General features: G+C 61.8%; 20 protein-coding genes. 11 read left to right on the top strand and 9 right to left on the bottom strand.

Annotation, left to right across the window (positions count from 1 at the left end; all coding sequences use genetic code 11):
* Positions 1-2 precede the first annotated feature (2 nt).
* Positions 3-1,544: a COG1361 S-layer family protein gene (locus FJT57_RS00150; protein ID WP_144900794.1), complete on the bottom strand. Its 1,542-nt coding sequence runs from the start codon at positions 1,542-1,544 to the stop codon at positions 3-5.
* A 243-nt stretch (positions 1,545-1,787) separates the two neighbouring features.
* Between FJT57_RS00150 and FJT57_RS00145 the strand changes: the two genes are divergently transcribed.
* The 4 genes from FJT57_RS00145 to FJT57_RS00130 all read left to right on the top strand — a co-directional run bounded on the left by FJT57_RS00145 (position 1,788) and on the right by FJT57_RS00130 (position 5,035).
* Positions 1,788-2,231 carry a DoxX family protein gene (locus FJT57_RS00145; protein ID WP_144900793.1) on the top strand — a complete coding sequence of 148 codons (444 nt, stop codon included), beginning with the start codon at positions 1,788-1,790 and terminating at the stop codon, positions 2,229-2,231.
* A gap of 91 nt (positions 2,232-2,322) precedes the next feature.
* A complete protein-coding gene (mvaD, locus tag FJT57_RS00140) occupies positions 2,323-3,297 on the top strand; it encodes a phosphomevalonate decarboxylase MvaD (RefSeq protein WP_144900792.1) in 975 nt (324 codons plus the stop codon).
* A gap of 338 nt (positions 3,298-3,635) precedes the next feature.
* Positions 3,636-4,124, top strand: a complete 489-nt coding sequence (locus FJT57_RS00135; protein ID WP_144900791.1) for a DUF3237 domain-containing protein — start codon at positions 3,636-3,638, stop codon at positions 4,122-4,124.
* Positions 4,125-4,264: 140 nt separating this feature from the next.
* Positions 4,265-5,035, top strand: coding sequence for an IclR family transcriptional regulator (locus tag FJT57_RS00130; RefSeq protein WP_144900790.1), 771 nt, complete (start codon positions 4,265-4,267; stop codon positions 5,033-5,035).
* A gap of 269 nt (positions 5,036-5,304) precedes the next feature.
* Here the strand turns inward: FJT57_RS00130 and FJT57_RS00125 are convergent, their stop codons facing one another.
* From FJT57_RS00125 to FJT57_RS00105, 5 genes are all read right to left on the bottom strand, one after another.
* Positions 5,305-6,252 (bottom strand): D-2-hydroxyacid dehydrogenase, encoded by a 948-nt coding sequence (locus FJT57_RS00125; RefSeq protein WP_144900789.1) that lies wholly within the window; start codon positions 6,250-6,252, stop codon positions 5,305-5,307.
* 133 nt (positions 6,253-6,385) lie between these two features.
* Positions 6,386-7,810 carry a dihydrolipoyl dehydrogenase gene (lpdA, locus tag FJT57_RS00120; protein ID WP_144900788.1) on the bottom strand — a complete coding sequence of 475 codons (1,425 nt, stop codon included), beginning with the start codon at positions 7,808-7,810 and terminating at the stop codon, positions 6,386-6,388.
* A 64-nt stretch (positions 7,811-7,874) separates the two neighbouring features.
* Entirely contained in the window at positions 7,875-9,494 is a 1,620-nt protein-coding gene (locus FJT57_RS00115; protein ID WP_144900787.1) for a 2-oxo acid dehydrogenase subunit E2, read from the bottom strand.
* Positions 9,495-9,723: 229 nt separating this feature from the next.
* Complete coding sequence (locus FJT57_RS00110) at positions 9,724-10,689, bottom strand: alpha-ketoacid dehydrogenase subunit beta (protein ID WP_144900786.1); 966 nt, start codon at positions 10,687-10,689, stop codon at positions 9,724-9,726.
* 2 nt (positions 10,690-10,691) lie between these two features.
* Positions 10,692-11,861, bottom strand: a complete 1,170-nt coding sequence (locus FJT57_RS00105) for a thiamine pyrophosphate-dependent enzyme (protein WP_144900785.1) — start codon at positions 11,859-11,861, stop codon at positions 10,692-10,694.
* Positions 11,862-11,999: 138 nt separating this feature from the next.
* Between FJT57_RS00105 and FJT57_RS00100 the strand changes: the two genes are divergently transcribed.
* The 7 genes from FJT57_RS00100 to FJT57_RS00070 all read left to right on the top strand — a co-directional run bounded on the left by FJT57_RS00100 (position 12,000) and on the right by FJT57_RS00070 (position 19,013).
* The gene (locus tag FJT57_RS00100) at positions 12,000-13,088 is read left to right on the top strand and encodes a mandelate racemase/muconate lactonizing enzyme family protein (protein WP_144900784.1); all 1,089 of its coding nucleotides are present in this window, start codon (positions 12,000-12,002) and stop codon (positions 13,086-13,088) included.
* Between the two features lie 93 nt (positions 13,089-13,181).
* Positions 13,182-14,201 (top strand): Bug family tripartite tricarboxylate transporter substrate binding protein, encoded by a 1,020-nt coding sequence (locus FJT57_RS00095; protein WP_144900783.1) that lies wholly within the window; start codon positions 13,182-13,184, stop codon positions 14,199-14,201.
* A 15-nt stretch (positions 14,202-14,216) separates the two neighbouring features.
* On the top strand, positions 14,217-14,789 hold the full coding sequence (locus FJT57_RS00090; RefSeq protein ID WP_144900782.1) for a tripartite tricarboxylate transporter TctB family protein: 573 nt from the start codon (positions 14,217-14,219) through the stop codon (positions 14,787-14,789).
* Entirely contained in the window at positions 14,783-16,273 is a 1,491-nt protein-coding gene (locus FJT57_RS00085; RefSeq protein ID WP_144900781.1) for a tripartite tricarboxylate transporter permease, read from the top strand. The genes FJT57_RS00090 and FJT57_RS00085 overlap by 7 nt, the downstream gene beginning before the upstream one ends.
* A 184-nt stretch (positions 16,274-16,457) precedes the next feature.
* Complete coding sequence (locus tag FJT57_RS00080) at positions 16,458-17,255, top strand: MBL fold metallo-hydrolase (protein WP_203229056.1); 798 nt, start codon at positions 16,458-16,460, stop codon at positions 17,253-17,255.
* Positions 17,256-17,331: 76 nt separating this feature from the next.
* Positions 17,332-17,835 carry a universal stress protein gene (locus FJT57_RS00075; RefSeq protein WP_144900779.1) on the top strand — a complete coding sequence of 168 codons (504 nt, stop codon included), beginning with the start codon at positions 17,332-17,334 and terminating at the stop codon, positions 17,833-17,835.
* A gap of 143 nt (positions 17,836-17,978) precedes the next feature.
* The gene (locus FJT57_RS00070) at positions 17,979-19,013 is read left to right on the top strand and encodes an ABC transporter substrate-binding protein (RefSeq protein ID WP_144900778.1); all 1,035 of its coding nucleotides are present in this window, start codon (positions 17,979-17,981) and stop codon (positions 19,011-19,013) included.
* A gap of 114 nt (positions 19,014-19,127) precedes the next feature.
* On the opposite strand, the gene FJT57_RS00065 is transcribed toward FJT57_RS00070, so the two are convergent.
* The 3 genes from FJT57_RS00065 to FJT57_RS16515 all read right to left on the bottom strand — a co-directional run.
* Entirely contained in the window at positions 19,128-20,135 is a 1,008-nt protein-coding gene (locus FJT57_RS00065) for a malate dehydrogenase (protein ID WP_144900777.1), read from the bottom strand.
* A gap of 156 nt (positions 20,136-20,291) precedes the next feature.
* Entirely contained in the window at positions 20,292-20,669 is a 378-nt protein-coding gene (locus tag FJT57_RS00060) for a Rieske (2Fe-2S) protein (RefSeq protein ID WP_144900776.1), read from the bottom strand.
* Positions 20,666-21,015 (bottom strand): amidohydrolase family protein (locus tag FJT57_RS16515; RefSeq protein WP_203229055.1); only part of this gene is annotated, 350 nt, incomplete at its 5' end. The genes FJT57_RS00060 and FJT57_RS16515, both read right to left, overlap by 4 nt.

Below are 21,015 nucleotides of genomic sequence, written 5' to 3'. Positions count from 1 at the left end.
GGTCAGTCCCGTCGTCGATACAAGAGGAATCCGCCGATACCGACGACGAGGAGGCCGACGACGGCGATGGGGACGATCGGAAGCCCCTCCGAGGTGGTCTGTGTCACCTCGACGGGAACCTGATACGTGTTGGAGATGATGGTGTCGCCGCCATCATCGTCGTACTGGAAGTCCATCTTCACCGGGTACGTCTTCGCCGTCGCGCTACCGCCTGCACTGACCTGGAAGACGACCTCTCTGGACTCGCCCGGTTCTAAGCGCTCGATGTACGCCTCGTCGTCGGACGTCGAAAGCGGTGAGTCCGTGTAGATCTTCGCCGAGATATCTGAGACGGCGTACTCGCGCGTGTTCGTGACGGTCACGCTGAACTCGTCGCCGGACCCGGCCGCGAACGTCGCGTTCACGGGATCCACGTCGAACTCGGGCGTCTCGGGGGCGACGTCGACGCGCGTGGGGATCGAGTCGGATTCCCGCTGTCTGTTGTCCCCGTCGCGGTAGGTGACGCCGAGATCGAACTGTCTCGGACCCGCGCTCCCCGCGGTCGTCACTTCCACGTCGAAGGCGAAGTCCGCCGATTCACCGGGTGCGAGCGAGCCCACGGCGGCCGACGTCTCGATGGGCGTCACGGTCGGCCCGGGATCCTCGAAATTGACGACAGCGGCGTCGGCCGCGTTCGGGCCCGTGTTGGTGATCGTGCCGCTAAGCGTCCGCGTTTCACCGACTCGAAGCGAGCTTTCGACGTTCGTCACCGAGAAGGTCATCTCGGGGTGGGCCCGAAGGGGGACGGTGAGCGAGGGCGTCGATCCGGACGTGCCGTCGGGTTTCTCGTAGTCGACCTGTGCGTCCAGCGAGTAGTTACCCGCCCGAGCGGCGTCACCGATCCCGGTCTCGAACTCGAAGGTCCGGTTCTCACCCGACTCCCACGCGTCGACGAAGCGCGTGCTCGACTCACTCGATCCCAGGGTCACGTCGGGGTTCGACGACGAGAGCGTGAGGGTCGAATCGCGGGCGAGAGAGTCGCCGACGTTCCGCATCGTCACTTCGAGCGTTCCCTGCCCGTTCACGGTGGCCGTCGACTCGGTGTCGACGACGGAAAACCTGGGACCGGATTCGATCCGAACCGGGAGATGGATCGTCCGCTGTCGCTCGACGGCGTTGCCCGCGCCGTTATCGTACTCGTAGGTCAATCTGAGCGGGATGCGATACGTGCCGGGGCTGACGTCGGCGGGGACGTCCAACTGAAGCGAGAGGTCTGCCGGAACGCCGTCGGCCAGTGACTGTACGTACAGTTCGTCGGTTTCGACGTCGATCGGTCCACTGTCACGTGGCCGAACACGCACGTTCGTCGCGGTCCGTACCTCGTCGTCGGGACCGTCTGGGTCGTTCACGATCTGAAAGTCGAGACCGTTGACGCCACCCGGTTGGAGGGTGGCGTTGGGCGTGACCGTGCGAATGTCCGGATTCGAGGTCGTGTATCCAGCCACCGGAATTGCACTCAAGAGTAGCGATGCCACGAAAAATCCGACGATGAATTCACGTTTCATTGGGAGGGGCCCGCCCGTCGACCAGAGCCGAGAGCGCTCGGTCGGCGAGCTAAACTGCGGTCGTTACTCGGAAATCGGACCCGTAGTATATAAGGTATTGTAAATTTCTACAAACAGAATCGACGTTCCCGCCCGGTTTGCAAGGCGGAAGGCTGACGGGAGATCTACGTTACATACCCGTAACCCGGTATCACCGATGTCCGGAAAACGATATATCAGTTCGTTCCGTAATCAACTAACGAGATGATACCAGATATCTCCACGACGGTACTGCAACTGGACGCCGGATCCGCCGGAATCGCGTTCCTCCTCGGACGCGTGCTCTTCGGCGTCGTCCTGGCGTTTATGGGACTGAACCACTTTATGAACGTCGACGGAATGGCGGGCTACGCCGAGGCGAAGGGGATCCCCGCCGGTCGGTTCTCGGTCCTGTTCAGCGGCGGAATGCTGCTGTTCGGCGGACTCGGAATCGCGCTCGGCGTCTATCCCGCGCTCGCGGCCGGAGCGATCGCGCTGTTCCTCGTCGCCTCGACGCCGACGATGCACGATTTCTGGGCGGTCCCCGAGGATCAGCAGCAGGCGGAGATGACGAACTTCCTGAAGAACGTCGCGCTGCTGGGCGGCGCGCTGGTGTTCCTCGCGCTGTCGGGGACCGCGTGGCCCTACGCCATCGGCATCGGTCTCTAGGCGGGCAGCGAATCGACTGCGAGCGGGTTTTTTCGTGACGTCTTCCGTAAGTATCGGGACGTTTAACCCGGCGTCTCTCCCCCGTAGGGATATGAAAGCGACCGCGAAGGCGCACCCGATTCAGGGACTGATCAAGTACCACGGGATGCGCGACGAAGACCTTCGCCTCCCGTACCACGACAGCATCAGCGTTTGCACCGCACCAAGTCACACGAAGACGACCGTCGAATTCCGACCCGACGGGGCGGAGGACGTCTACCGGATCGGCGGCGATCCGGTCGAGGGTCGCGGCGCAGAGCGCATCGCAGACGTCGTCGACTACGTCCGCGAACTCGCGGGTATCGATCACGCCGTTCGGCTCGAATCGGAGAACTCCTTCCCCTCGAACATCGGCTTCGGGTCGTCATCTTCCGGGTTCGCCGCCGCGGCGATGGCGCTCGCGGCGGCCGCCGATCTCGGAATGACCCGACCGGAGGTTTCGACGATCGCCCGACGCGGCTCTTCGTCTGCCGCACGCGCGGTGACCGGGGCCTTCTCGCACCTCTACTCCGGGATGAACGACGAGGACTGCCGATCGAAGCGCATCGAAACCGACCTCGAAGACGACCTGCGAATCGTGGCTGCGCACGTGCCCGCCTACAAAGAGACCGAGGAGGCGCACCGGGAGGCGGCCGCGAGCCATATGTTCCAAGCGCGGATGGCGCACGTCCACCACCAGATCGACGAGATGCGCGACGCCCTCTTCGAGGCCGACTTCGGCCGAGCGTTCGAGTTGGCCGAGCACGACTCGCTGTCGCTGACGGCGACGACGATGACCGGCCCCGCGGGGTGGGTCTACTGGCAACCGGACACGATCGCCGTGTTCAACGCCGTCCGGAAGCTTCGCGAGCAGGACGACGTCCCGGTGTACTTCTCGACGGACACCGGCGCGAGCGTCTACGTGAACACGACCGCTGACTATGTCAACACCGTCGAATCCGCCGTTGCGGACGTCGGCGTCGACACTGACGTGTGGGAGGTCGGTGGCCCCGCGGAGATCCTTCCGGATTCTGCAGCGCTGTTCTAGAAGAGGATGCGGCCTGTTTTATAAGATAAATTTTCTATCTATCTAATATCCATATTTTTGCTATTTTCAAAGTAATGGATGATCTCTTAGACACCGATTAATTGCCGATATATCCGGTTTTGGGCTGATATCAATTATAGATAATTTCTTATGATGATTTTCATCTATATATTTCTTATTTATATTTTTTATACAATATAATATTCATCAAGGAATCACTAATAACATTAGTACATATGTTATTTTCACCCTCAAACCCGCACCGTCAGGCAATCGTCACCGCTCGGGACGGAGTCGATTCGCACAACGATTATGTGGGTCGCCTGTCCAGGGGACGTATGGCAGATGACAGCTGGCAGACGGACGATCCGAACCTGGAACTCGGTCTCGAACGCGTGATGGAACTGGAAATCGAGGTCGAATCGCCGATCGAAATCGGCGAGACCGGCGACGGTCAGCGTCGGATTATTCCGATTCTCGGGGGAACCGTTTCGGGACGAGTCGAGGGCACCGTCCTCGATGCGGGTGCGGACTACCAACTCTACCGTGAACGACGGCCGACCGAGCTCGTCGCCAAGTACGCCTTCGAGACGACCGACGGCGACCGCGTCTACGTCGAAAATGAGGGAATGCGACTGGCGGACCTCGAGACGAGCAAACGACTGCGAGACGGCAAACCCGTCGATCCCGAAGACGTCTACTTCTGCTCGGTCCCACAGTTCGAGACTGCCGCCTCGGACCTCCAGTGGCTGACTGAGAGCGTCTTCGTCGCGTCGGGGACCCGGCAACCGAACGGCGTCCGGTTGGCGGTGTATCGAGTGGCCTGATCACGGCGGGCACCGATTCACGACCACGGAGCTTCACACCCGATCAGTACACACCCGAGACAGACGGCACAGTTCCAGAGAAGGGAAGTTCGAGAGAAGCGAACAGAAAGACTAAGATAGTGAATTCACGTGTGTACCGTATGGACGGGAACAGCACGGAACCGAACACACCGGTGAAAACGGCACAGACGACGTTCCGGATCGTCGAGACGCTCAAATCGCTCGATGGAGCGACGGTCACCGAACTTTCGGGACATCTCGCCATCCCGAAGAGCAGCGCACACAACTACCTCAGAACGCTCGAACACGAGGGGTACGTCATCGAATCTGACGGGGTGTACGAGGTCGGCCTTCGGTTCCTCGATCTCGGCGGATACGCGCGGTCGCGGGACCGTCTCTACACCGTGGCGACGCCGGAAATGAAGCGTCTCGCGGAGACGACCGGCGAGTACGCCAACCTCCTCGTCGAAGAACACGGTCGAGGCGTGTTTCTGGCGCGCGAGCGCGGCGAACACGCCGTCAGCCTCGATTCCTACACCGGACAGTCCGTCCGACTCCACACCACGGCCCTCGGTAAGACCGTCCTCGCGTTCCTCCCTCGCGATCGTGTCGAGGCGATCATCGACCGTCACGGCCTCCCGGCGAAAACGGAGCACACGATCACTGACAGGGACGAACTGTTCGAGGCACTTGCGGACATCCGACAGCGCGAGCGGGCCTACGACAGAGAGGAGCGGATCAAGGGACTCAACTGCGTCGCGGTTCCGATCCTGAGCGGTGACGATATCACCGGCGCGTTGAGCGTCTCGGGTCCGGTCAGCCGAATGGACGAGGAGCGAATCGACGAAGAGATTCTCCCTGAACTCCGTCGCGCGGCCAACATCATCGAACTTAATCAGACGCATTCGTAGTCCCTCGTCCAGAATTCACCGTGCGGGAACAGATATTCGTAATATTCGAATACTATATCGATGCAGAGGGCGTATCGTAGTCCCACTTTGACCGGGGTGCAGTTACGCCGGTACCTCCTGAAAAATCCACACAGTTAGTTCGGATAATACGAACAGTGAAACAGCTTCACCGAATCACAACTGTCCCATTCCCGAGGGCTACTTGTCCGTTCGTAAATGAAGAACACCGGATCCACCGCTTCTTTCGTGACTCGACCTCACGAACCGGATCAAACCACGCGGTTCCACGGGGTTCCGCCGCTCGTCAGTCGATCGATGTTCGTCGCCACGAGCTCCGCGATGCGATCACCGTAGGAGTCCGCCTGTGCCGCCGCGTGGGGTGTGACGACGACGTTCTCCATCTCCCAGAAGGGGGCGTCCTCGGGGAGCGGTTCGTCGTAGAAGACGTCCAAGGCGGCCCCGGCGATCTCGTCCGTTTCCAACGCCTCGATGAGGTCGTCCTCGGCAACGATCTCCCCGCGGCTGACGTTGACGAGGTAGGCGTCGTCCCGCATCGCCTCGAAGACCGATCGATCGACGAGTCCGCGGGTGGCCTCGTTCAGTGGCGTCGTGAGCACGACGAAGCGCGCGTCGGCGACGGCGGTTTCGATCTGTGCGGGGTCGTAAACGCGACCGAGCCCCAGCCCCGAAACCGGCCGGATGTCGACGCCGTCGACGTCCATCCCAAGCACACCGAGTCGGGTGGCCGCGCTCCCGCCGAGTTCGCCCAGACCGACGACGCACGCCGAGGACTTCCCCACCTCGAAGGGGCGCTGCCAGGGGAGTCGTTCCCACTCGCGGTCGTGCTGTTGATCGCGGAACCGGTGCAGTCCCTTCGCGAGCGTCAGAACGAACCCCGTGACCGTCTCGGCGACGAGATCACCCGCGACGCCGGTGCTGTTGGTCATCACGACGTCGGCGTCGCGGTAGGCGTCCAGCGGGAAGTCCTCGTAGCCAGAGCGGACGTTGTGCACCCACTCGACGCCGTCGAGGAACTCGTCGTGGTGAAACAGCGTCACGATGCCGTCGTACTCGGCCGCCTCCCCGACCGTACACAGCTCGAACTCGCAGTCGAGGCCGTCCCAGCCGTCGAGTTGCTCTCGGAGGTATTCCGGCGGAACCGGATGCGTGCCCCACTCGTGAATCCCGACGCGTCCGATCGGTCGATTCTGTGCCATATCCGACACACAGCGCGGGGGAAAATAGTTCCTCGGGTCCGACTCGTAAGCGGTTCGAGTCCGATTCACGACGGGCCGGGTCCGACCCGCAAGCGGTACGCCACCGGCTTCGCCAGTTCGGTATCGAGGCCGCTCAGCGGTTGAGTGTGTGGATGGCCTGCCCCTGCGCGTTCTCGGCGGCCTCCATCACGGCCTCCGCGAGCGTGGGGTGCGTGTGAATCGTGCCAGCGACGTCTTCGAGCGTCGCGCTCATCTCGACCGCGAGCGCGACTTCGGCGACGAGTTCCGACGCGTTCGGTCCGACGAGCTGACCGCCGAGGACGATTCCGCTCTCTTCGTCGGCGACGATTCGGACGAAGCCCTCTGACTCGCCCATCGAGAGCGCGCGCCCGCTGGCTCGCAGCGGCATCTCGCCGACGACCGGCTCGAAGCCGAACTCGTCGGCCTCGCGCTCCGTCAGCCCGACCGTTGCGACCTCAGGATCGGTGAACACGGCCGCGGGAATCGCCTGCTGATCGAGCGCGGAGGGTTCGCCCGCTGCGACCTCGGCCGCGACGATTCCCTCGGCGCTGGCCTTGTGCGCCAGCATCGGCTCGCCCGCGACGTCCCCGACTGCGAAGATGTTCTCGATGTCGGTCCGCGCGCGGTCGTCGGTGGCGAGGAAGCCGTTCTCGTCGGGTTCGAGGCCGATAGATTCGACTTCGAGCGTGTCCGTGACGGGCTGGCGGCCGACCGCCACGAGGACCGCCTCGCCCTCGTATTCGGACTCTTCGCCGTCTTCGGTCTCGGTCGCGACGACGACGCCGTCTCCGGACTCCTCCCAGCCGGTCGCGCCCTCGCCGAAGTGGAACTCGATTCCGAGATCCTCCGCGCGCGAGCGGATAGTCCGTTGGATATCGGACTCGTAGTTCGGCAGCACGTCGTCGAGCATTTCGACGACGGTCACGTCGGTTCCGAGCTTCGCGAGCATCGTGGACAGCTCCATCCCGATGTAGCCCGCGCCGACGACGACGAGGCTGTCCGGCAGCGACTCCATATTCAGGAGATCCTGCGAGGAGAGTACCGGTTCGTCGGCGAACTCGAAGCCGGGGATCTGGATCGGCCGCGAGCCCGTCGCGACGATCGCGTGCTCGAACTCGACTGTCTCCATTCCCTGCCCCTCGCCGCCGTGGGCGATGCGTGCGGTGTGCTCGTCCTCGAACGCCGCGGTACCCTCCAAGAGGGAGACGCCGTTGGCCTTACAGAGCTTCTCGACGCCGCCGGTCAACTGATCGACGACGCCCGATTTCCACTGCTGCATCTGACTGATATCGACTGCGGGATCGGCGTGAATGCCCAACTCCTCGGCGTTGCTCGCGTCGTGAACGACGTCCGCGCCGTGGATGAACGCCTTCGAGGGGATACAACCCCGGTTGAGGCAGGCTCCCCCGTAGGCGTCCTTCTCGACGAGCGTCGTGTCCAGTCCAAGCTGTGCCCCGCGAATCGCAGCCACGTAGCCGCCCGGCCCAGCACCGATCACCAAGAGATCGGTCGCCGTGGCGATGTCGCCCATTACCATACCGAGTCACTCACGCTCCCGGTTCAAAAAGTCATCCGTCCGCGTCGATGGTACTGTTCTGCGCTTACTCCAGCAGCAGCCGCGAGGGCTCGACGAGCAACTCCTTCACGCGGTTGGAGAACTGCGCGGCGTCGGCACCGTCGACGAGGCGGTGATCCACCGACATCGAAAAGCGCATCGTCTTTCGAGCCAGGACCTCGCTGTCGACGACCCACGGGCGCTCCTTGATCGGTCCCATCGCGAAGATGGCCGCCTCGGGGTGGTTGATGATCGGCGAGGAGAACTCGCCGCCGATCACGCCGATGTTCGTGATCGTGAACGTGCCGCCCTGCATCTCCTCGGGCTTGATTTTCCGATTTCGCGCGCGGTCGGCGAGATCCTGAATCTCGTCCGCGAGCTGTTTGAGCCCCTTCTGATCGGCGTTTTTCACAACCGGGACCATCAGCCCCGCGTCGGTCGCGACCGCGATACCGATGTTGTACTCGTCGTGGAGGACGATCTCCTCGTTCTCCTCGTCGAGACTGGAGTTGAGATACGGGAACTCCTCCAGCGCCGTCGTGACAGCTTTCACGACGAGCGGGAGGTAGGTGAGTTTCACGCCCTCCTCCTCCGCAATTTCGGCGAGCTCTCTCCGCAACTCCACCAGTTCGGTCGCGTCGAACTCGTCGTGATGCGAGACGTGCGGCGCAGTGTACTTCGACTGCGCCATCTGCTCGCCGATCGTCCGCCGGACGCCCCGGTAGGGGACGCGCTCGCCGGGGCGATCCGCCAGGTCGCCTTCGCCAGCAGCAGTTGCCTCGCTGGCTTCGCCGCCAGTCGAATCCGCAGACGCAGAAGTAGAGGCGGGTTCGGCCGACGCGTCGACTTCCGAGGCCGTTTCCGCGGCGGCAGCGCCGCCCTCGGCGAACCGCTGAACGTCCTCGGGCGTCACGAACGGTTCGCCCTCGCGCTCCTCGCTGGCGGGGACCGCGTCGAGGTCGACGCCGAGTTCCTCGGCGAGTCGCCGCGTCGCGGGCATCGCGAGCGTGCGATCGCGCGCGGCAGTGCCGTTCTCGACTGCGGTCGTCGCCGTCGCCGCGGTGGCGGTCGCATCCGATCCACCTGCGGGTGACTCCGCCGCGTCCGGCTCTCCTTCTGTCACCCCGCCCGCGTGCGCCTCGACGTCGGCGTCGGTCACGCGACCACCGGGGCCGGTTCCCTCGACTGCGCCGATGTCGACGCCCAGTTCGCGCGCGAGCTTCCTAGTGCTCGGCGGCGCGAACACGCGGCCCGACGGGACGGCCGCCTCGCCTTCTCCGGCCGCAGCGCCCGAATCGGCGTCCGCCGTCGAATCCGCAGCCGACTCCCCGGGGTCGGCCGCCGTGGACGCGTCGTCCGTGTCGGATGCGGCGGCTGACTCGTCTTCGGGAGTCGACGCGGCGGGTTCGCCTGCCGCCCCGTCGTCGGCGACGTCGAACGTCACGATGACCTCGTCGACGGGGACGATCGCGCCCTCGTCGTAGTGAAGCTTCGCGATGGTTCCCTCCTGGGGGCTGGGAATCTCTACGAGCGCTTTGTCGGTCTCGACTTCCGCGATGACCTGATCTTCGACGACCGACTCTCCCTCTTCGACGAGCCACGAGACGAGTTCGCCCTCCGCGATCCCCTCGCCGAGGTCCGGCAACTCGAACGTTCGTTCTACCATACCGGTCGGTCGACGCACAACCCTTTCAGTATTTCCCTGCGCGTCTCGCGCGAAACAATCAGTCAGCAGTCAGTTCGTGTTGGAAGTCGAAAAACACAGACCGGCAGTCGATCGGAACGGGTCGACCGACGTCCGAACGGGACGACAGACGTCAAAACGGGGCGAATGACGTCAAAACGGGGCGACAGACGTCAAAACGGGGCGACGGGTCACGGAAACGAAGAGCGAGTCAGTCCGCGAGCGCCGCTTCGATGCCGTCGAGGATCCGCGGCGGGTGGGGGAAGTAGAAGTCTTCCATCGACAGCAGCGGGACCGGCGTGTCGAACCCGGTCACGCGCTCGATCGGTGATTCGAGATACATCAGCGCCTCGTCGTTGATGCGGGCGACGATCTCGCTGCCGACACCCAGGGTTCGCGGCCCCTCGTGGACGACGACGCAGCGCCCGGTCTTTTTCACCGACTCGACGACTGTCTCGGTGTCGAGCGGCGAGATCGTCCGCAGGTCGATCACCTCGGCGTCGACGTCGCCGTCGTCGACCGCATCGAGCGTCGGCGGCATCATCGCGCCCCAGGCGACGACCGTGAGGTCCTCGCCCTCGCGGCGGACGGCGGCCTCGCCGATCGGGACCTCGTATTCGCCCTCGGGGACTTCTTCTCTGATCGAGCGGTAGATCCGCTTCGGCTCCATAAACAGCACCGGATCCGGGTCGCGGATCGCCGCCGTGAGCAGACCCTTCGTGTCCGCAGGCGTGCTCGGGACGACGACCTGAAGTCCGGGAAGGTGGCCGTACGCCCCCTCCAAACTCTCGGAGTGATGTTCCAGCGCCCGGACGCCCGCCCCGTAGGGCATCCGCACGACCATCGGCGCGGTCAGTTCGCCGCGAGTGCGCCAGCGGATCCGACTCGCGTTCGTGACGAGCTGGTCAAACGCCGGGGGCAGAAAGCCCGAGAACTGGATCTCCGCGACCGGCCGGTAGCCGTACATCGCCATTCCGGTCGCGCCGCCGACGATCGCGATTTCGGAGAGCGGGGTATCGACGACGCGCTCGCTCCCGAACTCCTCGAGGAGCTCGTCGGTCGCGCGGAAGACCCCGCCGCTCTCGGCGACGTCCTCGCCGAAGACGACGACGCGGTCGTCCCGATCCATCTCCTCGTGCAGTGCGTCGTTGACCGCCTCTACGATAGTTGCCTGCATTGTTATCCCTTGGGCCGCTGTTCGATGAAGTCGTACATCTCGGGGCGTCGTTCGAGGAGCTCCTCGAACTCGTCCAGTTGACGCGCCAGTTCCGGTGGGAGCTCGTCGTAGACGTGCGTGAACATCTCCGCGACGGCCCGTTCTTCCATCGCGTTCGCCGCCGCGAGCGCCTCGTCGAACTCGGCGTCGATCTCCTCGACGATCGCGTCGTGGTCGATTTCGGACCACAGCCCTTCGGATTTCAGGAACTCGCGGTAGCGCTCGATCGGGTCGTGTTCCTCCCAGTGGTCGACTTCCTCGTCGGTGCGGTAGCGGGTCGGGTCGTCGCTCGTCGTGTGCGCGTCGAGCCGGTAGGTGACCGATTCGACGAAGACGGGCTCGCCCTCCAACACTTTCTCTCGCGCGCTCGAAACGGCGTCGTAGACGGCGAGGACGTCCTGTCCGTCGACGCGGATCGCGTCGATACCGTACGCCAGCGCCTTCTGGGCGATCGTGTTCGCGCCGGATTGCTTCTCATACGGCATCGAGATCGCGTACTGGTTGTTCTGACAGTAAAACAGCGCCGGGAGGCCGACGGAGCTCGCGAGGTTGATCCCCTCGTGCGCCGCGCCGGTGCTCGTCGCGCCGTCGCCGAGGTAGGCGGTCGCGATCGCGTCGGCGTCGTCGAGGTGCATCCCCCACGCGATGCCCGAGACGAGCGGGAGGTGCGAGCCGATCGAGATCGCGATCTGGGCGTTGACCTTCGCGAAGGCCTCTTGGCCCTCCTCGATTCCGCGCCAAAAGAGGATCATATCCTTCATCGACGCGCCGCGCATAAACATCGGCGTCCACGCGCGGCCGACGTACAGCCAGTCGTCGGGAGAGAGCGTGAACGCGCTCCCGATGATACTCGCTTCTTGACCGCGGGTGGAACCGAACGTTCCGAGTTCGCCCCGCCGCTGGATGTTCACCATTCGCCGGGAGAACACCCGATCCGTCACCATCCACCGATACAGGTCCAAGAGCTCCTCGTCGTCGAGGTCCGGGATCGCCTCGTCGTCGTACGATCCGTCGGGCGAGACGATCTGGTGGGTGGGGACCTCCAGATCGCTCTGGGAAAGGTACCGCACCTCGCCACCGCCGTCGTCGCCGACAGCCGGAGGTGCTCGTATGTCTGATGCTCTATCGCTCATTCGACGACGCAGGTTTGTTCCGGCCCGGTAATAAATTGGTTGGTAGGATTTCGTAGTCGGTTTTCAGCGGTCCCGGTGACGGGGCTAAAGCAAGAAAGTATAAGAGTTTGGACGAGTTCGAGGTAGGTACTGATACCGATGGAAATCACAGACATATCCGCGAACGTGTATAACGTTCCTGTCACTCTACCACTCGCAGAAACCGCGCACGACCGCCCAGTAGTTCTCGCAGTAGTTGAGACCGATGAAGGCATCGCAGGGTACGGAGAAACTGGATACCTGAACCCCCAAGCGACTGCAGACTTCATCGAGCGCGAAATCGCCGAGGAGATTATCGGGATGAATCCCTTGGAGACGGAACGGGTCTGGGAGAAACTATATCAAAATCTGAACCCGCGTGCCCAGACCGGCGTTTGGAGCACCGGCGTGAGCGCGATCGACATCGCACTCTGGGACATCAAAGGAAAGCAGTATGACGAGCCCGTGTGGCGACTGCTTGGCGGCGCGCGATCCGAGGTCCCCGCGTATATCACGTTCGGATTTCCCGAGTACGATATCGACCAACTTCGAACGCTCGCCGAGAATCTCGTCGCCGACGGAAACACGCGTCTGAAGATGGTTGTCGGTGGAAATGAGGATTCCACGCCAGTTGTGGATGCCAAGCGCGTTCGAGCAGTCCGGGAAGTGGTTGGCAGTGATGTTGAGTTGATGATAGACGCCAACTACCAGTACTCGGTTGAGGAGGCCATCGAACTTTGTAACCGGGTCGAAGACCAGCACATCTCTTGGTTCGAAGAGCCAGTGTATGGAAACGACGTTGAATTGCTATCGTCGCTACGGGAGCGCACGAGAATACCGATTGCCGCCGGACAGAACGAGGGGCACGCGTTCAGACACCGTGACTTGATCCAGCACGATGCGATCGACATCAGCCAGCCGAACGTCTGCTTCGTCGGTGGATTTACCGAAGGACTGCGTGTCGCGTCGATGGCGCAGGCGAACCACTTACGAATCGCGAACGGAGGCGGGTGGCCGTTCCAGAATATGCATCTCCAAGCGGGTGTTGCTAACGGTTCTCGAGTCGAGTTCCACTTCTCGATTTGGGAGGCAAACAAAGAGATGTATGAGACCGTTCCGGAACCGGAGAATGGGACGATTTCGTTGTCCGAGGATCCCGGCCTCGGTCTAGAACCGGACTGGGACGCGCTCTCGGCCGTCGAACAGTAACAGACGTTCTGGTGCTTTCATTTGTGGCCGCCAGAATCGAAAATTAGTAGCAATAGGTATATATAATGGAAATCCTTCTGGGATTAGTACAGTATGAGAAGCAATGCCGATAGCTTCGAGAGTGGGTTGTCTCGCCGATCGTATCTCAAAGGTGCAGCCGCAACGGGTGTCGGGATCTCCTTGAGTGGCTGTATCGGGAGCCTCACTGGTGGCGGCGAGGAGTTCCCAAGCGATCAACTCCGCGGGATCATCTCCTGGGGACAAGGCGGCGGGAGCGACATTTACACGCGACAGGTATGGTCAGAGATCGCCGAGTCCTACGACGTCTCGGTTGCCTTCGAAAACATCACCGGTGCTGGCGGAATGCGCGGTATCCGATCGATTTACGACGCTGAACCCGACGGATACACGGTCGGAATCTACAACTCGCCGTTCGTTGTCAAGATGCTCATCCAAGAGCCAGACTTCGAGCTCACCGAGTTCGAGTACATCGGAACGTTCACCGCCAGCTCTTGGGTCACCATCGCAAACCCCGACCTCGGAATCGAGTCGTTTGACGATCTGGTGGAACGGTATCAGAACGGAGATCTGACTTCGGTCGCGGGACAACAGCCGGGGAGCCCCCAGCACGTGCTGTGGAACGTTCTAAAGAACAACTCGGACTTTGACATTTCTTGGGAGGATTACGTCGCATACGACGGATCTGGCCCGATTTCACAGGCCATCGCAGCGGACGAAGTCCCTGTTGGGATCGTAACTGAGACGGCCGCCCAGAGTATCGTTGACTCGGGGAACGCTGAAGTGATCGCGTCGCTCTCCAGTTCCGGTAGCAGCGTGTTCCCGGACCTCCAGCCAATCACCGACCTTGGGTACCCCAACATCGACTTCATTGGCGAGTTCTTCCGCGCGTTCATCGCCCCGCCAGAGACACCCTCTGACCGGATCGAGACCCACAACGAGGCGCTGCAGGACGCGATTGAGAGCCTCGAATCGTGGTCCGAGGAGACGGGCAACCCCCTGAGCTACATGGCTGGACCCGAGGAGACGCTGAGCCGAGTCGAACAATCCTACGAAGAAATCCCGAACGCGATCGATATCGAAGCGCTCCAATAGGCCACACAGATTTCTATGGCTGTCACTGATTTCGTTCCAAATGAAGTACGGACGCGGTTCACGCTGAGACACGTGCTCGTGGGTTCGATGATTGTCGTCGGCGGGTTGATGTTAGTCGGATCGTTCTCCTTTGTGCGGGAGGCGTACCTGTTCCCGCGCTTCGCTGCGATCGTTACGATCATCGGATCGGTCCTCCTGCTCGTGCAAAACTACCTCCCCGAGCGTCTCAATCGAGCGATTTCCAGTTCAGTTGACGTGTTCGGCGAAACGGAAAAAGAACTGAGCGAAAGCGTTGGGTCAGACCGGGAGGAATCCGCAGACGAAGCGTCCTCCGACACCGGTCAGACCGCACCAACTCAGTTTATGACGCTTCTGCTGTTGGGCTTCGCGCTGTGCTCGTATCTCGTTGGCATGCTCTGGACGATCCCCATCTTCATTGCGACGTACGCGTGGCGATTCGACATCACCCGAAAGCGGACCGCTCTGTTAGCGCTCGTCGGTTTCGGCATCGGACTTGCGTTCCAACTCGTGCTCGACATTCCGATTGACACCGGCCTCATCTTCGAGATGGTGACCAGCAGATGGTAACGTTTGGTTCGCTGTTCCAAGCGCTCGAGGTCGTCTTTTCGTGGCCGACACTCGGCTGGTTACTGATCGGGACGATCATCGGCATCGTTATCGGAGCTATTCCGGGTCTCGGCCCAAATCTCGGGATGGCGGTCCTGCTGCCGCTTACCTTCCGGCTGAACGGCATCGACGCGATCATCTTCCTGATCTGCATCTACCTTGGATCGGTGTATGGAGGAAGCGTTCCCGCGATTCTTGTCAACACGCCGGGGACAGCCGGTGCCGCGGCGACGACGCTGGATGGCTATCCGATGGCTCGGTTGGGCAGGGCGAAAGAGGCACTCGTCGTCTCCGCGACCTCCTCGGCGATCGGCGGCATCCTCGCCGGAATCACAATCATTCTGATTTCGCCGCTTTTAGTCGCGGTGGTATTGCTGTTCGGATCCCCCGAGTACTTCCTCGTCGCCCTGTTCGGTCTCTCGCTGATTGCGGTGGTCTCGAAAGGGTCGATGGTGAAAGGCCTCACCGTCGGTGCGTTCGGACTGCTCATCTCGACGGTCGGGTACCCCATCGCAACCGGTTCACCGCGGTACACCCTCGGGATCATCGAACTGTACGATGGGATCTCATTCGTTGCCGTCCTCATCGGCGTATTCGCGGTCGGCGAGATGATCAAGCTTTCCGCGGAAGAAGGCAGTATTGCCCGAGAAAACTTCGATCTCGGCGGTCCGATTATGCCGGGGTTCCGGATCGTGCTCTCGAACACCCGAACACTGCTCAAATCCTCGTTCATCGGTGGGATCGTCGGAGCGATCCCGGGATCGGGGGCGTCAATATCGAACTTCGTTGCGTACGTTGAGGCGCTCCGTAGCGACGAGGATTCGGAATCGTACGGTGAGGGGAATCCACGGGGTGTGATGGCATCTGAGGGCGCGAACAATGCAACGGTATTCGGCGCGTTGATTCCGACGCTCTCCTTCGGAATTCCGGGCAGTGGTTCGACGGCGATCCTCCTCGGCGGCCTGTTGATGCACGGCATCAGACCAGGTCCGGCCCTGTTCGCCGAGAACCTTTATATCACCCACAGCATCTTCATTGGACTGCTGGTGGCGTCGGTATTTATCCTACTTGTCGGCCTCGCATTTCTCCCCCGACTCGTGTACTTCACGAAGATCGATACCAACTATCTCATTCCAATCGTGCTGACTCTCTCGATCGTCGGTGCGATCGGCCTTCGGAACAACTGGATCGACGTCCTCACGGTAATCGTCTTCGGGATAGTGGGGTTCTATATGCGCGAGTTCGACTTTCCCATCATTGCATTCGTGTTGGGCGTCGTGCTTGGACCAATCGCCGAAGAGAATCTCGTCCGTTCACTGCAGATCTCAGGCGGGTCGCTGGATATATTCTGGTCCAGTCCCCTGTCGATTCTGCTGATTCTCCTCACGGTTGCGTCAATTCTCTCGCCAGCCTTCCAGCAGTCACGAGGCGACGCGACCGACTAGCGCCCGTCGGTCTCATTTTTTCGAAACAGTTCTCAGGGAAGTAGCCTCTCGGGTACGAGATCGCCCTTCACCGGGGTCAAGTACCGTTATCCTTATTTTGTGATTCAGAGTGAAGGTCAGTATGGATGTCCGTCTTCTTGGAACGGGGAGTCCAATCCCAATGACGAATCGCGGTGGAACCAGTGTGTCACTCTCCATCGGTGGAGAGCAGATACTCGTCGACTGCGGTTCGCTCGCAGTTCACCGAATGCTCGAACACGGTGTGAACCCCACAGAGGTGGAAACGTTATTTTTCACGCACCATCACATCGATCACACAGCCGATTTCTTCCAGTTCGTCATCTCGAGTTGGTCACTCGGACGTGAATCGCTCACTGTGTATGGTCCCAAAGGGACAGAACGGTTCGTGAATGCGATATACGATCTGTTTGAGGACGACATCCAGTACAGAGAGTGGTTCGGTCACGGAGCCAAAGGAATCAGAGATATCGACGTCGTTCCGGTTGACTCTGAATTTTCAATGTCGACAGAACGGTGGTCCGTGTCGGCGCTTCCTGTTGAGCACTCCATCGAAACGTACGCATATCGATTCACCGAAACGTCGACCGGGCAAACATGCGTCATTTCCGGTGATACTCGCCGAATAGACGAGTTATCCGAATTTGCCTCGGATGCTGATCTGTTGGTGCAGGACTGCTGTCTCGCTCCGACGTCGACGGATTCGACGTTCGCAGATCATATCCCGAACCGACTCGCTGGCCCGATTAGCGATGAAATGCGTCGGAAGCACAAGCAAAATCACTGCGATCCAGAAGATGCCGGATCGATCGCGGCAGAGGCAGGTGTCGATAGACTCGTGCTGACCCACCTTCTCCCTAACCGGGATCACGACGCGATGCGGAAAAAAGCCCGCACGGTCTTTGACGGAGAGATCGAAGTCGCAGCCGATGGAATGTGTATTTCGTTGGATAAGAACAACTGACACACCAGCAGCTACCCCTACTGCAAATCCGACAATCGCCACCACGATTTATTAGTTCCCGCTTGGATTACCGGGTATGACGATACTGACCGCGGTCGACGGCGAAACGATTCCGAGTGAGGCGGTCCGGCGGGGCGAAGAACTGGCGACGGCCTTGGGCGTCGATCACGTCGTGCTGCACGTGATGCCACAGAAGATTTTCGAGGACTTCCGCTCGTCCGCGAGCGGATCGAGTCGCTCGATGACGACGCCCGCGTCGTACGGGAACGCCGATAGCACTCCCCGGGAGAGTGCCCGGGGTGACGACTACACCGTCGAAGACGGCGAGCGACACGCGACCGGCATCGCACGCGACGTCGTGAGAGAGACGCTCGATGAGCCCGCTAACACGGTCATCAAAGGCCGCGTGGGCGAACCGGTCGGGGAGATTCTCGCGGAGGCGGAGCGTCGCGGTGCACGGTATCTCGTCATCGGCGGACGGAAGCGCTCGCCAGCCGGGAAGGCGCTGTTCGGAAGCAGAACGCAGTCGATTCTTCTGGAATCCGACCTTCCCGTCGTCACCGTGATGTCCGACGAGTAGCCGAGCGATACCGTCCGCAGAGATAGCGCCCTCAGTACCTTTTTTCAAGGCCTCGATCATTCGATCGTTTTTCCGGCGGATCGACATTCAACCGCTCGAACGGGAGGTGAATTTATATACCCTCAAATATATCCTGTTTATTGATGGTATTTGATAGCATACGGCGTCGATCGTTTTTGAAGGGTGGGGCGGCCGCGGGAACAGTCGGGCTGACGGGGCTCGCGGGTTGTTCGAGCATCTCGGGAATCACTGGCGGCGGCACACCGGAACTCGGCTTGGCGTTCACGGTGCCAGTCGAGAATCTCGGGTCGCTGTTCGCCATCGAAGACCTCCAAGACGAACTCACGAACCTCGGCTCGGAGTACGAACTCAGCGTGACCCGTAACGAGAGCACGCCCGATTCGCTGAACGCGATGGCCGCCGGGGAGGTCGATATGGCGCTTCTGACGACGGTGAGTTACGCCTCCGCGGTCCGTCAGGAGGCCGTTCCTGGCAACATCTCGATGATCTCGACTGACTTCTGGGACGCCCATCCCGAATGGTACGGGTTCACGATCTTCTCCGGTGCCGATTCGGGGATCACCGAAATCGCCGATCTGGAGGGGGCGAACGTCGGCGTCAACGCGCAGGGCACGGGTACCCACGCCGTCTTAGAGAAGGGGATGCGCCAGGAGGACCTCGAGTTCGGCGAGGACGCGGAACTCGTCGAACTCCCGTTCCCGACGTTCGTCGAGGCGATAAACGATGGCCGCCTCGACGCGGGCATCTTTCCGGCGCTGTTCGCCGTCGCGGCCCGTTCGGAGGGCTTCAACGAGGTGTACCGGAGTCAAGACCTCTGGGACGAAGCGTATCCCTTCGCCTACACCGTCGCCTCGAACGACGCCCTCGACGAGAAGGGCGATGCGATCGCCGCGTGGGGCGAAGACCTCGACGAACTCGTCGACTACTGTTACGACAACCGCTCGGAGGTCGTCTCGCTCGCCGCCGAACACTTCGAGCTTCCGGAGGCCGTCGTCGACGGGTTCTTCCTCACGAACGACGACTACTACCGCCAGGATATCACGATCGACATCGATCGACTCCAGTTCGCGATCGACGAACTCGTCGACCTCGGCTTCGTCGAGGAGAGCTTCGACGTCGGCGAGTACGCGACGAACGACTACCTCCCCTCGAACTGATCGGTCCGCCGGACATCCTCACGTTTTCGAGCAAACGGTGGGTCACGTACGCAACGCGTTCGAGACCGAATCAAGTGTCATCGGGGCTGGAGCACCGTACTTTCGCGGCCGAACTCAATCGTCGTATCCCGCTGCGCCGATCCGTTCGAGATCCGCTCGGATCGCGTCGGCCGCGGCCGCGAGTTCGTCGGTCTCGACGGGATCGAGGTCCCACTCGTGAATCTCGCAAACGCCGCCGCCGTTCAGGTCGACCGGGACGCTGAGCGCGAGGTTCTCGAACCCGTACTCGCCCGCGAGCGGCGTCGACAGACAGAACGGTTCGCCGAGACGGCCGTGGGAGTCGCCGCCGGGCTCGCTCCCGGCGATGATCGAGCGGATCACGCGCGCGACGCCCGCGCTCGTGACCCAGCGGGACGTCTCTCGGACACCGCGCTCTTTGGCAATCTGAAACGGGATGTCGCGGACGTACTCGAGGAGTTCCTCGCGGTCGAGGCCCGTCGTCTCGACGGGATCCTCGCCGACGCGCGCCCGTGAGAGAACCGGAACGAGATTCTCGCCGTGCTCGCCCATCATCGGACAGTAGACGTCGTTCTGTTCGACGCCCAGTTCCGAGCCGAGCGCGTCGGCCATCCGTGCCGACTCCGAGAGCGAGTAGCCGAGGAAGCACCGCCGCGGCCACTCCAACAACGAGTAGAACTGATAGACCAGCCGGTCGATCGGGTTCGTAATAACGAGCATCGGCGTGGGATCCAGCGGGCGGAGGTCCTCGACGACCGACTCCACGATCGAGAGGTTACGATCGAGTTCGGCCTCCCGCGCCCCGCGATCGGTCGCATCCTCCGGCTGCGGGGCGGCCGCGTTGTACACGAGCAGATCGGGATTTAGCGCCTCCAATTCATCGGGCGTCGCCGCCTGGATCGTCCCGACGTCGTCGCCGGAAATCTTCGAACCCGGCGCGTTCGAGAAGTGGTAGGTCGCGTGCGTGACATCCTTCGCGTGCGCCCACGCGGCGCCTTCGTTGATGTCGACGAGCGAGACGTCGACGGTCGGTTCAACGCCCGCGAGCGTGTACGCGACGGTTGTTGCGATGGTGCTTGCACCGCCGATAATAGCGACGTGCATAGCGATACGTCGGCGTTCGAATACAAGTAGATTGTCCAAACGGGCTGAACGATCACCCGCGACCGATTCGGCCGAGAACTCGATGTTGATTCGGTCAGTCGACACCGGCTTCATCTCTCGAAGCCGCGTCGATTCGCTCGACCGCCGTCGATTCGCTCAGTCGCCGCCGTCGACGTAGACGACGCCGTCCTCGACGACGACGTCGTAGGTGGGGACTCTGATCCGGTCGTCGCCGATGTGCTTGCCCGTCTCCAACTCGAAGGACCACCCGTGCCACGGGCAGGAGACGATGCAGTTGTCGCTGTAGTGCTGGTCGATACGCTCGCCCGTGCCGGTGAACTCGCCGACGAGTTCGCGCTGGACGTTGCCCTTACAGACCGGACCACCGTCGTGCGGACACTGGTTCCGCAGCGCGTAGAACTCGCCTTCCGCCTTGATCACGCCGACTTCCGCCCGCCCGACCTCCACGATCGCGTGGTCGCCGTCTTCGAACTCCGATTCGGGGCCGACCTCGACTAGCCCGTCGGCGCTCATAGGCCGAACACCTCCTCGGCGTTGCCAGCGAGAATCGCGCGTCGGTCGTCGTCGTCGAGCATCGGGAGGTCGTTGATCGTCGAGGGGCTGTCGAAGTCCCAGTGGGGATAATCCGACGCGTACAGCAGGCGGTCCGTGCCGATCATATCGAAGCAGAGTTCCAGCAGGTCGTTTCGCGCAGAGATTTCCAGCGGCTGGGTCCCGAAATAAAAGTCAGTGATGTACTCGCTCGGGCGCGTGTCCAGTAAGGGAGCTTCTTCGGGTCGCTTGAGGTATTCCTCGTCGAGTCGGCTGACGAGCCCGGGGATGTAGGTGACGCCGGATTCCATGAAGACGATGTCGAGCC

The sequence above is a fragment of the Halobellus captivus genome (assembly GCF_007655485.1).
Lineage (GTDB): Archaea > Halobacteriota > Halobacteria > Halobacteriales > Haloferacaceae > Haloquadratum > Haloquadratum captivum.
This window is presented reverse-complemented; position numbering and strand designations above follow the sequence as displayed.